Below are 13,961 nucleotides of genomic sequence, written 5' to 3'. Positions count from 1 at the left end.
GACGCCCTGGCGTTGACTCAGTAAGCAAAAAGGGGGCTTGGCCCCCTTTTTGCCACCTCGAAAACCATTTGTCGGCGCCCACTGCCTTATTTGTAATGTGCGGCAGCTAACAAGGGTGGTTCGGGAAGAATTGAACGCCCGTTCGATCGGGTGGAATGGTTGATAACCTATCCAAGAGGAATTTTGAAATGGCAGAGATTACTGCAGCGTTGGTCAAAGAACTGCGCGAGCGTACCGGCGAAGGCATGATGGATTGCAAAAAGGCCTTGACCAAGGCTGGCGGCGACATCGAGAAAGCCATTGATGACATGCGTGCTTCGGGCGCCATCAAGGCAGCCAAGAAAGCAGGCAACGTTGCCGCTGAAGGCGCCATCGCCATCAAGGCTGACGACAAGTCCGCCGTACTGCTGGAAGTGAACTCGCAGACCGACTTCCTGGCCCTGCAAGACGACTTCAAGAACTTCGTTGCTGCCAGCGTAGAAAAAGCCTTCGCCGAAAAACTGACCGACGCAGCTCCGCTGATCGCCGCTCAGGAATCGGCTCGTGAAGCCCTGGTGGCCAAAGTTGGCGAAAACGTCAACATCCGTCGCCTGGTGCGCGTAGAGGGCGACGTTGTCGGCACCTACCTGCACGGTAACAAGATCGGTGTTGCTGTTGTCCTGAAGGGCGGCGACGTCCAGCTGGCCAAGGAAATCGCCATGCACGTGGCGGCAAGCAACCCTGAGTTCCTGCTGCCATCGCAGGTTTCGCCAGAAGCCATCGAGCGCGAAAAGGGCGTCTTCATGTCTTTGAACGAAGACAAGATGAAAGGCAAGCCAGCTGAAATCGTCGAGAAGATGATCGCCGGCCGTATCACCAAGTTCCTGGCTGAAGCCAGCCTGGTCGAGCAAGCTTTCGTCATGAACCCGGAAGTCACCGTTGGTGCTCTGGCCAAGAAAGCCGGCGCTGAAATCGTTTCCTTCACCTACTTCAAAGTTGGCGAAGGCATCGAGAAGCCAGTAGACAACTTCGCTGAAGAAGTTGCCGCACAGCTGGCTGCCGCCAAGCAATAAGACGGTTTTATAACTGTCGCCCTGAAGAGGCTGCCCGCTCACGCGCGCAGCCTCTTTTCAGATGGGCCACCAATTTTTATTGGTTTCCTATTGGAACTGGCTTACAAAGCCATGTTCCGATGGCGCTGAAGCAGCGCCACGCTAGAGTGAACGCCAGCTGAAAACAGCTCGCAAAGAATTTTTAAAATACGCCGCAGGAGAGATTCGCAATGGCTCAGCAGGGCAGTGGTTATCAGGCTCGCTATAAACGCATTCTACTCAAACTTAGCGGCGAGGCCCTGATGGGCTCGGAAGAGTTCGGGATCGATCCGAAGGTTCTGGATCGCATGGCGCTGGAAGTTGGCCAGCTGGTCGGCATCGGTGTCCAGGTCGGTCTGGTGATCGGCGGCGGCAACCTGTTCCGCGGGGAAGCCCTGAGCAAGGCCGGCATGGATCGGGTCACCGGTGACCACATGGGCATGCTGGCCACTGTGATGAACGCCCTGGCCATGCGCGATGCGCTGGAACGTGCCAATATCTCGGCCATCGTGATGTCGGCCATTTCCATGGTAGGCGTGACCGATCATTACGATCGTCGCAAGGCCATGCGTCACCTGAACTCCAAGGACGTGGTAATTTTCGCTGCCGGTACCGGCAACCCGTTCTTCACCACGGACTCGGCCGCCTGCCTGCGTGCGATCGAAATCGATGCCGATGTCGTGCTCAAGGCAACCAAGGTCGATGGCGTCTACACCGCTGACCCGTTCAAAGACCCGCATGCCGAGAAGTTCGATCATCTGACCTACGATGAAGTGCTGGATCGCAAGCTGGGTGTTATGGATCTGACGGCCATTTGCCTGTGCCGCGACCATAAGATGCCGTTGCGCGTATTTAACATGAACAAGCCCGGCGCCCTGCTGAACATCGTGCATGGCGGCGCTGAAGGGACCCTGATCGAGGAAGGCCAACAATGATCAATGAAATCAAGAAAGACGCTCAAGAGCGCATGCAGAAATCCGTGGAATCGCTGGCGCACAACTTCGGCCGTATTCGTACCGGCCAGGCGCACCCAAGCATTCTGGAAGGTGTGATGGTGCCTTACTACGGTGCCGATACCCCCATCAAGCAAGTGGCGAACATCACTGTTAAAGACGCCCGTACCCTGCAAGTCGTTGCCTTTGAACGCAACATGCTGGGTGCCGTCGACAAGGCCATCGGTAGCGCCGGTCTGAACCTCAACCCGACCAACCTGGGTGAGTTGTTGCTGATCTCCATGCCTGCCCTGACCGAAGAAACCCGCAAGGGCTTCACCAAGCAGGCTCGCGATGTTGCCGAAGACGCCCGTGTTGCAGTGCGCAACATCCGTCGTGATGCAAACAGCCAGCTCAAGGATCTGGTCAAGGAAAAAGAAATCAGCGAAGACGAAGAGCGTCGCGCCACAGGCGAAATCGATGATTTGACCAAAAAGTTCGTGGCCAAGATCGACGCTGATCTGGCGCAGAAAGAAAAAGACCTGATGGCCGTATAAGGGTCACGTTTTTAATGGATAAGACTAAGCAGACTGCACCGTCCGCGGTGCCGCGCCATGTCGCGATCATCATGGATGGTAATAATCGCTGGGCGAAAAAACGCTTTATGCCGGGTGTCGCTGGGCATAAAGCGGGTGTGGATGCAGTTCGCGCGGTTATCGAGGTGTGTGCCGAAGAAGGGGTCGAAGTATTGACCCTGTTCGCGTTCTCCAGTGAAAACTGGCAGCGGCCGGCCGATGAGGTCAGTGCCCTGATGGATCTGTTCTTCAAGGCATTGCGTCGCGAGGCCAAGCGCCTGAACGATAACAACATCAGTTTGCGCATCATTGGCGATCGATCGCGTTTTCATCCGGAGCTTCAGGCAGCCATGCGTGAAGCCGAGGCGATGACTGTCGGCGCCAATCGCTTCGTCCTGCAGATCGCTGCCAATTACGGCGGTCAGTGGGATATCGCACAGGCCGCACAGCGGCTGGCGCGGGAAGTACAGGCCGGACATTTGCGTCCGGAGGACATCACCCCGGATCTGCTGCAAACCTGTCTGGCTACAGGTGATCTGCCGTTGCCGGATTTGTGTATCCGAACCGGGGGCGAGCACCGCATCAGCAACTTCCTGTTGTGGCAGCTGGCTTATGCCGAGTTGTACTTCTCCGACCTTTTCTGGCCGGACTTCAAACACGACGCCATGCGTAACGCGCTGGCCGATTTCGCATCTCGCCAGCGCCGCTTCGGTAAAACGAGCGAGCAGGTCGAGGCTGGAGCCCGGATTTAATGCTTAAACAACGAATCATCACTGCGCTGATCCTGCTGCCGATTGCCCTGGGCGGGTTTTTCCTGCTCGAGGGGTCCGGCTTTGCACTGTTCATCGGGTTGGTCGTGACCCTCGGTGCATGGGAGTGGGCGCGTCTGGCGGGCTTCAATGCCCAGCCGATGCGCGTGGCCTACGCCGCGGTTGTCGCATTGATGCTGTTTGTCATGCATCTTCTGCCCGGCCTCGCGCCTTGGGTGTTGGGCGCCTCGGTGCTCTGGTGGGGGGTCGCCACCTATCTGGTGCTGACGTATCCACGCTCCAGCGAGCTATGGGCAAGCGCAGCTTGCAAGCTGGTAATCGGCCTGTTGATTCTGTTGCCGGCCTGGCAGGGCCTGGTAGAGATCAAGAAGTACCCCTTGGGCAACTGGCTGATCATGGCAGTGATGGTGCTGGTCTGGGGTGCCGATATCGGCGCGTATTTTTCCGGCCGGGCCTTCGGCAAGCGCAAGCTGGCGCCGCAGGTCAGTCCAGGCAAGAGCTGGGAAGGCGTCTACGGCGGCTTGGTCCTGAGTCTGGTCATTACCGTCATTGTCGGATTCGTTCGTGACTGGACCGTTGCCGAGCTGTTCAAGGGCTTGATCGGCGCGGCCGTGATCGTGTTTATTTCGGTCGTGGGCGACCTCACCGAAAGCATGTTCAAGCGCCAGTCCGGGATCAAGGACAGCAGCAATCTGCTGCCTGGTCACGGCGGGGTACTGGACCGGATCGACAGCCTGACCGCGGCCATTCCCGTGTTTGCCGTACTGTTGTGGATGGCTGCACCATGAGCCGCCCTCAGCAGATTACCGTTCTGGGGGCGACCGGCTCGATCGGTCTGAGCACCCTCGATGTCATCGCTCGTCATCCCGAGCGTTATCAAGTGTTTGCCTTGAGCGGTTTTACCCGTTTAAACGAATTGCTGGCACTGTGTGTGCGTCATACCCCGCGATTCGCCGTCGTGCCTGAGGCCGGTGCCGCTCGCGCGCTGCAGGATGACTTGAGTGCGGCAGGCCTTTCGACCCGTGTGCTGGTGGGCGAGGAAGGTTTGTGTCAGGTCGCTGCCGATCCTGAAGTGGATGCGGTCATGGCGGCCATTGTCGGAGCGGCGGGGCTGCGTCCGACACTGGCAGCGGTCGAAGCCGGCAAGAAGATTCTTCTGGCCAACAAAGAAGCACTGGTCATGTCCGGTGCACTGTTCATGCAGGCCGTTCGCAAGAGCGGTTCGGTGTTGCTGCCGATCGACAGTGAGCACAACGCGATCTTCCAGTGCATGCCGCAGGATTTTGCCCGTGGTCTTGGCGCGGTCGGTGTGCGTCGGATTTTGCTGACAGCTTCCGGCGGACCGTTCCGTCAGACACCCCTCGCGGAGCTGGCGCATGTTTCACCCGAACAGGCCTGTGCTCACCCCAACTGGTCCATGGGACGCAAGATTTCGGTTGATTCCGCCAGCATGATGAATAAAGGGCTTGAGTTGATCGAAGCCTGCTGGCTGTTCGATGCCAAGCCGTCCCAGGTTGAAGTGGTGATTCATCCGCAGAGCGTGATTCATTCGCTGGTCGATTACATCGATGGCTCGGTATTGGCCCAGTTGGGCAATCCGGACATGCGCACGCCAATCGCCAATGCGCTGGCGTGGCCTGAACGAATCGATTCGGGTGTGCCACCGCTTGACCTGTTTGCCGTCGCCCGTCTGGACTTCCAGGCGCCGGATGAAGAGCGTTTCCCTTGTCTGCGCCTGGCCCGTCAGGCCGCCGAGGCGGGCAACAGCGCCCCGGCAATGCTGAATGCGGCAAATGAGGTTGCCGTTGCGGCGTTTCTCGACGGACGGGTTCGTTACCCGGAAATCGCGAGTATCATCGAAGAAACACTCAATCTCGAGCCTGTGGTAGCAGTGAAGGATCTGGAAGCAGTGTTTGCGGCAGATGCGAAGGCGCGTGTGCTGGCCGAACAGTGGCTGAGTCGTCACGGGCGGTAAGTGTTGCAATGCGTTGGCCCTTGCAGCACCAGATAGGAATGCGGAGAAAGTAGATGAGCGCGCTCTATATGATTGTCGGCACCCTGGTGGCTTTGGGCGTGCTGGTCACCTTCCACGAGTTCGGCCATTTCTGGGTCGCGCGTCGCTGTGGGGTCAAGGTGCTGCGTTTCTCCGTAGGCTTCGGCATGCCGTTGCTGCGCTGGTACGACAAGCAGGGCACCGAGTTCGTGGTGGCTGCGATCCCGCTGGGCGGCTACGTGAAGATGCTCGATGAGCGTGAGGGCGAGGTCCCGGCCGATCAGGTCGATCAATCCTTCAATCGCAAATCGGTCCGTCAGCGCATTGCGATCGTGGCGGCCGGGCCGATCGCCAACTTTTTGTTGGCGTTCGCGTTCTTCTGGGTGCTGGCCATGCTCGGTAGCGAGCAGGTACGCCCGGTCATCGGTGCAGTTGAGTCCGGCAGTATTGCCGCCAAGGCCGGTTTGAGCGCGGGCCAGGAAATTATCTCGATCGACGGCGAGCCGACTTCCGGCTGGGCGGCGGTGAATTTGCAACTGGTTCGTCGTCTGGGGGAAAGTGGTTCCCTGCAGGTGCTGGTCCGTGAACAAGGCTCCTCAATTGATTCGCCCCGTGAACTGACACTGGATAAGTGGCTCAAGGGCGCAGACGAGCCTGATCCGATTCGATCGCTGGGGATTCGTCCTTGGCGTCCGGCGCTGCCACCGGTTTTGGCGGAACTTGATCCGAAAGGCCCGGCGCAGGCCGCCGGCCTGAAAATGGGTGACCGGTTGCTGGCCCTCGATGGCAAGTCGCTGGATGACTGGCAGCAGGTGGTCGATACCGTCCGTATGCGTCCTGATACCAAAATCATGCTGCGGGTCGAGCGCGATGGTGCTCAAATCGACGTCCCTGTCACGCTGGCTGCACGCGGCGAGAAAAAGGCACCGAGTGGCTATCTGGGGGCTGGTGTGAAAGCGGTCGATTGGCCGCCGGAGATGATTCGCGAGGTCAGTTACGGTCCTTTGGCCGCGATTGGAGAGGGGGCTCAACGCACCTGGACCATGAGCCTGCTGACCCTCGATTCACTGAAGAAAATGTTGTTCGGCGAGCTCTCGGTAAAAAACTTGAGTGGACCGATAACCATTGCTAAAGTGGCGGGCGCTTCGGCCCAGTCGGGCGTCGCTGATTTCCTGAATTTCCTTGCTTATCTGAGTATTAGCCTGGGGGTTCTGAATTTGCTGCCCATTCCTGTGCTGGATGGGGGGCATTTGTTGTTTTATCTGATTGAGTGGGCGCGTGGTCGTCCCTTGTCGGATCGGGTGCAAGGTTGGGGGATACAGATCGGTATCAGTTTGGTGGTCGGAGTGATGTTGCTCGCTCTGGTCAATGATCTAGGCCGTCTGTAACGTCGCTGAATTGCGAATCTGCCGCATTTTGCGGCAGTTTGTTTATTGCCAGTTGGAATAAGAAAGGACTTCATGAAACGTCTGCTGCTAACTGCGGTTCTCACCGTATTGATGATCGCCGAAGTTCACGCCGAGTCCTTCACTATCTCTGATATTCGCGTCAATGGCCTCCAGCGGGTCTCCGCGGGTAGCGTCTTTGGTGCTTTGCCGTTGAACGTCGGTGAACAGGCGGATGATCGACGCCTGGTGGAATCCACTCGTGCGCTGTTCAAAACCGGGTTCTTTCAAGATATCCAGCTGGGCCGCGATGGCAACGTCCTTGTCATCACGGTAGTCGAGCGTCCGTCGGTTGCAAGTATCGAGATCGAAGGTAACAAGGCGATCTCCACTGAAGACCTGATGAAAGGCCTTAAACAATCCGGTCTGGCCGAAGGCGAGATCTTCCAGCGCGCCACTCTCGAAGGTGTACGTAACGAGCTGCAACGCCAGTACGTCGCGCAGGGCCGCTACTCGGCGACCGTCGACACCGAAGTCGTGCCGCAGCCGCGCAACCGCGTAGGCTTGAAAGTCAACATCAACGAAGGCACCGTTGCGGCTATCCAGCATATCAACGTGGTAGGTAACACGGTCTTCCCTGATGAGGACCTGATCGATCTGTTCGAGCTCAAGACAACCAACTGGTTGTCGTTCTTCAAGAACGACGACAAGTATGCTCGTGAGAAACTCTCCGGTGACCTGGAGCGCCTGCGTTCCTACTACCTGGACCGTGGCTATATCAACATGGATATCGCTTCGACCCAGGTGTCCATCACCCCGGACAAGAAGCACGTCTACATCACTGTCAACATCAACGAAGGCGACAAGTACACCGTTCGTGATGTCAAGCTCAGCGGTGACCTGAAAGTCCCTGAAGACCAGGTCAAGTCGCTGCTGCTGGTACAGAAAGGCCAGGTGTTCTCGCGCAAGCTGATGACCACCACTTCCGAGCTGATCACCCGTCGCCTGGGTAACGAAGGCTATACCTTCGCCAACGTCAACGGCGTGCCACAGCCCCATGATGAAGATCACACCGTAGACATCACCTTCGCGGTCGATCCGGGCAAGCGTGCGTACGTCAACCGCATCAACTTCCGTGGCAACACCAAGTCCGAAGACGAAGTGCTGCGACGCGAAATGCGTCAGATGGAAGGCGGCTGGGCTTCGACCTACCTGATCGACCAGTCCAAGACCCGTCTTGAGCGCCTGGGCTTCTTCAAGGAAGTCAACGTTGAAACCCCGGCTGTACCGGGTGTCGACGACCAGGTTGATGTCAACTACAGCGTGGAAGAACAAGCGTCCGGTTCGATTACCGCCAGTGTCGGTTTCGCCCAGAGCGCGGGCCTGATCCTCGGTGGTTCGATCACCCAGAACAACTTCCTCGGTACCGGTAACAAGGTCAGCATCGGCTTGACCCGCAGCGAATACCAGAGCCGCTATAACTTCGGTTATGTCGACCCCTACTGGACGGCTGATGGCGTGAGCCTGGGTTACAACGCGTTCTACCGTACCACTGACTATGATGATCTTGATGTCGACGTAGCCAGCTATTCCGTAGACAGCCTGGGTGCGGGTGCAAGCGTCGGTTATCCGATCAGTGAGACGTCGCGTCTGACCTTCGGCTTGACTGTCCAGCAGGACGAGATCAAGACGGGTGTGTATACCGTCGATGAGATTTTCGACTTCGTTAACAAGGAAGGCGATAAGTACCTGAACTTCAAGGCGTCGGCCGGCTGGTCCGAGTCCACCCTGAACAAGGGCGTACTGGCGACCCGCGGTCATTCCCAGAGCCTGGTGCTGGAAACCACGACGCCAGGCAGCGACCTGTCGTTCTTCAAGCTTGATTACCGTGGCCAGCTGTTCCAGCCATTGTCCGAAAACTACACCATGCGCCTGCATACCGAATTGGGTTATGGCGATGGTTACGGTTCGACCGATGGCTTGCCATTCTATGAAAACTACTATGCTGGTGGTTTCAACTCGGTTCGTGGCTTCAAGGACAGCACTTTGGGTCCTCGCAGTACACCAAGTACCGGCAAGAACCCTGGCACTGCTGTCGACCCGGACCAGGACCCGCTGCCGTTCGGTGGTAACGTCCTGATCCAGGGCGGTGTGGAAGTGTTGTTCCCTCTGCCGTTCGTCAAGGACCAACGCTCCCTGCGTACTTCGGTATTCTGGGATGTGGGTAACGTATTCGATTCCAAATGCTCGGATGTCGTTAATGCCGATGGCACTAAGTCCAATACCCAGTGCAACGACATCAGTCTGAGCAACATGGCAAGTTCCGTCGGTGTGGGTGTGACCTGGGTCACCGCGCTGGGTCCTCTGAGTTTCGCGTTGGCCATGCCAGTCAAGAAACCGGATGACGCTGAAACTCAAGTGTTCCAATTCTCCCTCGGCCAGACGTTCTAAGCGTCTGACCCAAGATAACGACAATGGATTTTGTAGGAGTGCATCGTGCGTAAGTTGACTCAATTGGTTCTCCTGGCTTCCGTACTGGTAGCAGGTCCGGCATTTGCCGACATGAAAATCGCCGTTCTGAACTATCAGATGGCCCTGCTGGAATCCGATGCAGCCAAGAAATACGCTGTGGATGCCGAGAAAAAGTTCGGTCCTCAACTGACCAAGCTCAAGTCGCTGGAAAGCAGCGCCAAGGGTATTCAGGATCGTCTGATGGCCGGTGGCGACAAAATGCAGCAAGGCGAGCGTGAGCGTCTGGAGCTTGAATTCAAGCAAAAGGCTCGTGACTTCCAGTTCCAGTCCAAGGAGCTGAACGAAGCCAAAGCCGTTGCCGACCGCGAAATGCTGAAGCAGCTCAAGCCGAAACTGGACAGCGCTGTGGAAGAAGTCATCAAGAAAGGTGCTTTTGACCTGGTCTTCGAGCGTGGTGCAGTGATTGATGTCAAGCCTCAGTACGACATCACGCGCCAGGTTATCGAGCGCATGAATCAGCTGAAGTAATCCATGACCGCGACCATTAAGCTCGGCCAATTGGCCGAGTTCCTCGGCGCCACCCTGCGTGGCGACCCGGAGACAGCAATTACTGGGCTGGCCACCTTGCAGGAGGCTGGCCCAGCTCAGTTGAGCTTTCTCGCAAATCCCCAGTACCGCAAGTATCTGGCGGGCAGCCAGGCTGCAGCTTTGTTGCTCAAAGCCGCTGACGCTGAAGGTTTTGCCGGGAATGCGTTGGTAGTACCTGATCCGTACGCCGCTTACGCTCGTGTTTCCCACCTGTTCGATCCCAAGCCCAAGGCGGCTGCCGGCATTCATCCGACAGCGGTGATTGCGGCGGACGCGGTGGTTGATCCAGCGGCGAGCATCGGTGCCTTTGTGGTCATCGAAAGCGGAGCGCGAGTGGATGCGGGTACGACCATCGGCGCGCATTGCTTCATCGGTGCGCGCAGTGTGATCGGCGAAGGTGGCTGGCTCGCACCGCGGGTCACCCTGTATCACGACGTGCGCGTCGGCAAGCGGGTAGTGATTCAATCCGGTGCCGTGCTCGGTGGCGAAGGCTTCGGATTTGCCAACGAGAAAGGTATCTGGCAGAAAATTGCCCAGATCGGTGGTGTACTGGTCGGCGACGACGTGGAAATCGGCGTGAATACCGCCATCGACCGTGGCGCGTTGGCCGATACCATCATCGGTAATGGCGTGAAACTCGACAACCAGATCCAGATCGCCCACAACGTTCAAGTCGGTGATCACACCGCCATGGCCGCGTGCGTGGGGATCTCCGGCAGCACCAGGATCGGCAAGCACTGCATGCTCGCCGGTGGCGTAGGGCTGGTGGGTCATATCGACATTTGCGACAACGTTTTCATCACCGGCATGACCATGGTGACCCACTCGATCACCGAGCCGGGTGCCTATTCTTCCGGTACGGCAATGCAGCCGGCAGCCGAGTGGCGCAAAAGCGCGGCACGAATCCGTCAGCTCGATGACATCGCGCGACGTTTGCGACAGCTGGAAAAGCAGGCAGGGGAAGTGACCCCTGGCGGTAATGCTTCATCAGATGGCTGATACCATTTCCATATCAAGTGTGCACAGCCGCTAGACTGCGTCCTTGATTTGCTAGAGGAGTGCGCGTCAGTCGCGCGTTCCCAATCTTTACATAGGCTTCCCCCCGAAATGATGGACATCAACGAGATTCGCGAATACCTGCCTCACCGTTACCCGTTCCTGCTGGTGGACCGGGTAGTGGATCTGGATGTGGAAGGCAAGCGCATTCGCGCCTACAAGAATGTCAGCATCAACGAACCGTTCTTCAATGGTCACTTTCCCGCGCATCCAATCATGCCGGGCGTGCTGATCATCGAAGCGATGGCTCAGGCTGCCGGGATCCTTGGTTTCAAAATGCTCGACGTGAAACCGGCCGATGGCACCCTTTACTACTTCGTCGGCTCCGACAAGCTGCGCTTCCGCCAGCCGGTGTTGCCGGGTGATCAGTTGATCCTTGAAGCCAAGTTCATCAGCTGCAAGCGCCAGATCTGGAAGTTCGAGTGCCAGGCTTCGGTCGATGGCAAGCCGGTCTGCTCTGCTGAAATCATCTGTGCGGAACGCAAGCTATGAGTTTGATTGACCCTCGCGCAATCATCGATCCGACGGCCGTCCTGGCTGACGGTGTCGAGGTCGGCCCGTGGTCGATCATCGGCGCAGGTGTGGAAATCGGCGAGGGAACAGTCATCGGGCCGCACGTGATTCTCAAAGGCCCGACCCGAATCGGTAAGCACAACCGCATCTACCAGTTCTCTTCGGTAGGCGAGGACACGCCGGACCTGAAGTACAAGGGCGAAGAAACGCGCCTGGTGATTGGTGACCACAACGTCATCCGCGAAGGCGTGACGATTCACCGTGGAACCGTTCAGGACCGCTCGGAAACGACCCTGGGCGATCACAACCTGATTATGGCCTACGCCCACATCGGTCACGACAGCGTTATCGGCAACCACTGCATTCTGGTCAACAACACCGCACTGGCTGGCCATGTGCACGTTGAGGACTGGGCCATCCTGTCCGGTTTTACCCTGGTTCACCAGTATTGCCACATCGGTGCCCACAGCTTTTCCGGCATGGGAACCGCCATCGGCAAGGATGTTCCTGCGTACGTCACGGTGTTCGGCAACCCGGCCGAGGCCCGCAGCATGAACTTTGAAGGCATGCGTCGTCGGGGTTTCAGCGAAGACGCCATCCACGCCCTGCGGCGTGCCTATAAGGTCGTTTATCGTCAGGGCCTGACGGTCGAGCAGGCGCTCGCCGAACTGGCTGAGTCGTCAGCCCAGTTCCCGGAAGTCGCAGTGTTCCGTGACTCCATCCAGTCTTCGACTCGCGGCATTACCCGCTAACCATGGCCAATCTGCGTATTGCGCTGGTGGCGGGGGAGGCTTCCGGCGACATTCTCGGCGCGGGCCTCATGCGCGCACTCAAGACCCGTCATCCGGCAGTCGAGTTCATCGGTGTCGGTGGTCCGTTGATGCAGGCAGAAGGCCTGCAGTCCTACTTCCCGATGGAGCGCCTGTCGGTCATGGGCCTGGTGGAAGTGCTGGGTCGGTTGCGCGAGTTGCTGGCGCGCCGCAAGAAGCTGGTGGCAGACCTGATCGCCGCGAAGCCGGACGTGTTCATCGGGATCGATGCCCCGGACTTCAACCTCAATATCGAACTCAAGCTGCGTCAGGCCGGGATCAAGACCGTGCATTACGTCAGCCCGTCGGTCTGGGCCTGGCGGCAGAAGCGGGTGCTGAAGATTCGCGAAGGTTGCGACCTGATGCTGACGCTGTTCCCGTTCGAAGCGAAATTTTATGAAGAGAAGGGTGTCCCGGTGCGGTTTGTTGGACACTCCCTGGCCGATGCGATTCCCCTTGAGGCCGATCGCGCCGCCGCGCGGGCCGAACTGGGCTTGCCCGACGGGCCGCTTGTGGCATTGATGCCGGGCAGTCGTGGTGGTGAAGTCGGCCGCCTCGGTGCGCTGTTTCTCGACACCGCGCAGCGCCTGCGGGCCATGCGCCCTGGTGTGCGCTTCGTCATGCCTTGCGCCAATCCCGAGCGCCGTGCGCAGCTGGAAGAAATGCTGGCCGGTCGCGATCTGCCGCTGACCTTGCTCGATGGCAAATCCCATCTGGCCCTGGCTGCATGCGACGCGGTGCTGATCGCATCCGGAACCGCAACGCTGGAAGCCTTGCTGTACAAGCGGCCCATGGTGGTCGCCTATCGCCTGGCGCCGCTGACGTTCTGGATTCTCAAGCGCATGGTGAAAAGTCCCTATGTCTCCTTGCCGAACTTGCTGGCCCAGCGCTTGCTGGTGCCCGAGCTGCTGCAGGACGACGCGACGGTCGAAGCGTTGGCCCAGACCTTGTCGCCGCTGATCGAAAATGGCCAGGAGCAGACCCGCGGTTTTGACGAAATCCACCGTACCTTGCGTCTGGATGCCTCCAACCAGGCGGCGGATGCAGTCCTGAATCTGATCGGCCAGGTAAAATGAGTAAAACAAGCATGCAGATGGGGCTGGATTTCACCTTGGTCGCTGAAGTCGAAGAATTGGTTGCCGGTGTCGACGAAGTCGGTCGTGGTCCGCTTTGTGGCGCAGTCGTGACCGCCGCAGTGATTCTCGATCCGAGTCGGCCGATTCTCGGCCTTAATGATTCGAAGAAGCTCACCGAAGCCCGCCGCGAAAAGCTCTACGACGAAATCTGCGAAAAAGCCCTGAGCTGGTGCATTGCCCGCGCGGAAGTCGAAGAGATCGACGAGTTGAACATCCTGCACGCCACCATGCTGGCCATGCAGCGCGCCGTCGCCGGGCTGCACGTTCAGCCGAAACTGGCGATGATCGACGGCAACCGTTGCCCGAAACTGCCGATGCGCGCTGAAGCCGTGGTTAAAGGCGACAGCAAGGTCCCGGCGATCGCGGCAGCGTCGATTCTGGCGAAGGTCAGCCGTGATCGTGAAATGTCTGCTTTCGAATTGATCTACCCGGGCTACGGCATCGGCGGCCACAAAGGCTACCCGACACCCGTTCATCTGGAAGCGCTCGCCCGCCTTGGGCCAACGCCGATTCACCGGCGTTCGTTTGCCCCAGTACGCCTCGCTTATGAAGCACGGGAAAGCCTGATCGAGAGTTAGTCGCAAGGCTGATTTTTTATAGCAAGGCCCGGTACAATCCGGCGTCTTAAAGCGCAGTAGCTTTAAACGCCGGATTTCCGGGCA

The 13,961-nt window shown here is 58.3% G+C and carries 14 protein-coding genes; all 14 read left to right on the top strand.

The annotated features are described in order from the left end of the window. The first annotated feature begins 188 nt into the window (after window positions 1–188). The 14 genes from tsf to rnhB all read left to right on the top strand — a co-directional run bounded on the left by tsf (window position 189) and on the right by rnhB (window position 13,877). A complete protein-coding gene (gene tsf / locus CKW21_RS27970) occupies window positions 189–1,052 on the top strand; it encodes a translation elongation factor Ts (protein ID WP_075946741.1) in 864 nt (287 codons plus the stop codon). Window positions 1,053–1,261: 209 nt separating this feature from the next. After that, window positions 1,262–2,005: a UMP kinase gene (gene pyrH, locus CKW21_RS27965; protein WP_003222124.1), complete on the top strand. Its 744-nt coding sequence runs from the start codon at window positions 1,262–1,264 to the stop codon at window positions 2,003–2,005. Next, entirely contained in the window at window positions 2,002–2,559 is a 558-nt protein-coding gene (frr, locus tag CKW21_RS27960) for a ribosome recycling factor (RefSeq protein WP_095197092.1), read from the top strand. The genes pyrH and frr overlap by 4 nt, the downstream gene beginning before the upstream one ends. A gap of 14 nt (window positions 2,560–2,573) precedes the next feature. Continuing rightward, window positions 2,574–3,329, top strand: a complete 756-nt coding sequence (gene uppS / locus CKW21_RS27955; protein ID WP_095197091.1) for a polyprenyl diphosphate synthase — start codon at window positions 2,574–2,576, stop codon at window positions 3,327–3,329. Beyond that, complete coding sequence (locus CKW21_RS27950; RefSeq protein WP_095197090.1) at window positions 3,329–4,135, top strand: phosphatidate cytidylyltransferase; 807 nt, start codon at window positions 3,329–3,331, stop codon at window positions 4,133–4,135. Before uppS ends, CKW21_RS27950 begins: the two co-directional genes overlap by 1 nt. Then, window positions 4,132–5,322, top strand: coding sequence for a 1-deoxy-D-xylulose-5-phosphate reductoisomerase (ispC, locus tag CKW21_RS27945; RefSeq protein ID WP_095197089.1), 1,191 nt, complete (start codon window positions 4,132–4,134; stop codon window positions 5,320–5,322). The genes CKW21_RS27950 and ispC overlap by 4 nt, the downstream gene beginning before the upstream one ends. Before the next feature lie 53 nt (window positions 5,323–5,375). Beyond that, on the top strand, window positions 5,376–6,728 hold the full coding sequence (gene rseP / locus CKW21_RS27940) for a sigma E protease regulator RseP (RefSeq protein WP_095197088.1): 1,353 nt from the start codon (window positions 5,376–5,378) through the stop codon (window positions 6,726–6,728). 72 nt (window positions 6,729–6,800) lie between these two features. Beyond that, window positions 6,801–9,176 (top strand): outer membrane protein assembly factor BamA, encoded by a 2,376-nt coding sequence (gene bamA, locus CKW21_RS27935; RefSeq protein WP_095197087.1) that lies wholly within the window; start codon window positions 6,801–6,803, stop codon window positions 9,174–9,176. A 45-nt stretch (window positions 9,177–9,221) separates the two neighbouring features. Continuing rightward, entirely contained in the window at window positions 9,222–9,725 is a 504-nt protein-coding gene (locus CKW21_RS27930) for an OmpH family outer membrane protein (protein ID WP_095197086.1), read from the top strand. A 3-nt stretch (window positions 9,726–9,728) separates the two neighbouring features. Next, entirely contained in the window at window positions 9,729–10,784 is a 1,056-nt protein-coding gene (gene lpxD, locus CKW21_RS27925) for a UDP-3-O-(3-hydroxymyristoyl)glucosamine N-acyltransferase (RefSeq protein ID WP_095197085.1), read from the top strand. A gap of 108 nt (window positions 10,785–10,892) precedes the next feature. Continuing rightward, window positions 10,893–11,333, top strand: a complete 441-nt coding sequence (fabZ, locus tag CKW21_RS27920) for a 3-hydroxyacyl-ACP dehydratase FabZ (protein WP_007940511.1) — start codon at window positions 10,893–10,895, stop codon at window positions 11,331–11,333. Beyond that, complete coding sequence (lpxA, locus tag CKW21_RS27915; protein WP_095197084.1) at window positions 11,330–12,106, top strand: acyl-ACP--UDP-N-acetylglucosamine O-acyltransferase; 777 nt, start codon at window positions 11,330–11,332, stop codon at window positions 12,104–12,106. Before fabZ ends, lpxA begins: the two co-directional genes overlap by 4 nt. 2 nt (window positions 12,107–12,108) lie before the next feature. Continuing rightward, window positions 12,109–13,239 (top strand): lipid-A-disaccharide synthase, encoded by a 1,131-nt coding sequence (gene lpxB, locus CKW21_RS27910; RefSeq protein WP_095197083.1) that lies wholly within the window; start codon window positions 12,109–12,111, stop codon window positions 13,237–13,239. Window positions 13,240–13,250: 11 nt separating this feature from the next. Then, window positions 13,251–13,877 (top strand): ribonuclease HII, encoded by a 627-nt coding sequence (rnhB, locus tag CKW21_RS27905; RefSeq protein WP_095197082.1) that lies wholly within the window; start codon window positions 13,251–13,253, stop codon window positions 13,875–13,877. Window positions 13,878–13,961 lie beyond the last annotated feature (84 nt).

It is taken from the genome of Pseudomonas sp. Irchel 3A7 (assembly GCF_900187565.1).
GTDB lineage: Bacteria > Pseudomonadota > Gammaproteobacteria > Pseudomonadales > Pseudomonadaceae > Aquipseudomonas.
Note: the sequence above shows the minus strand (reverse complement) of the source record. Positions and strands in the feature narration are given on the sequence as shown.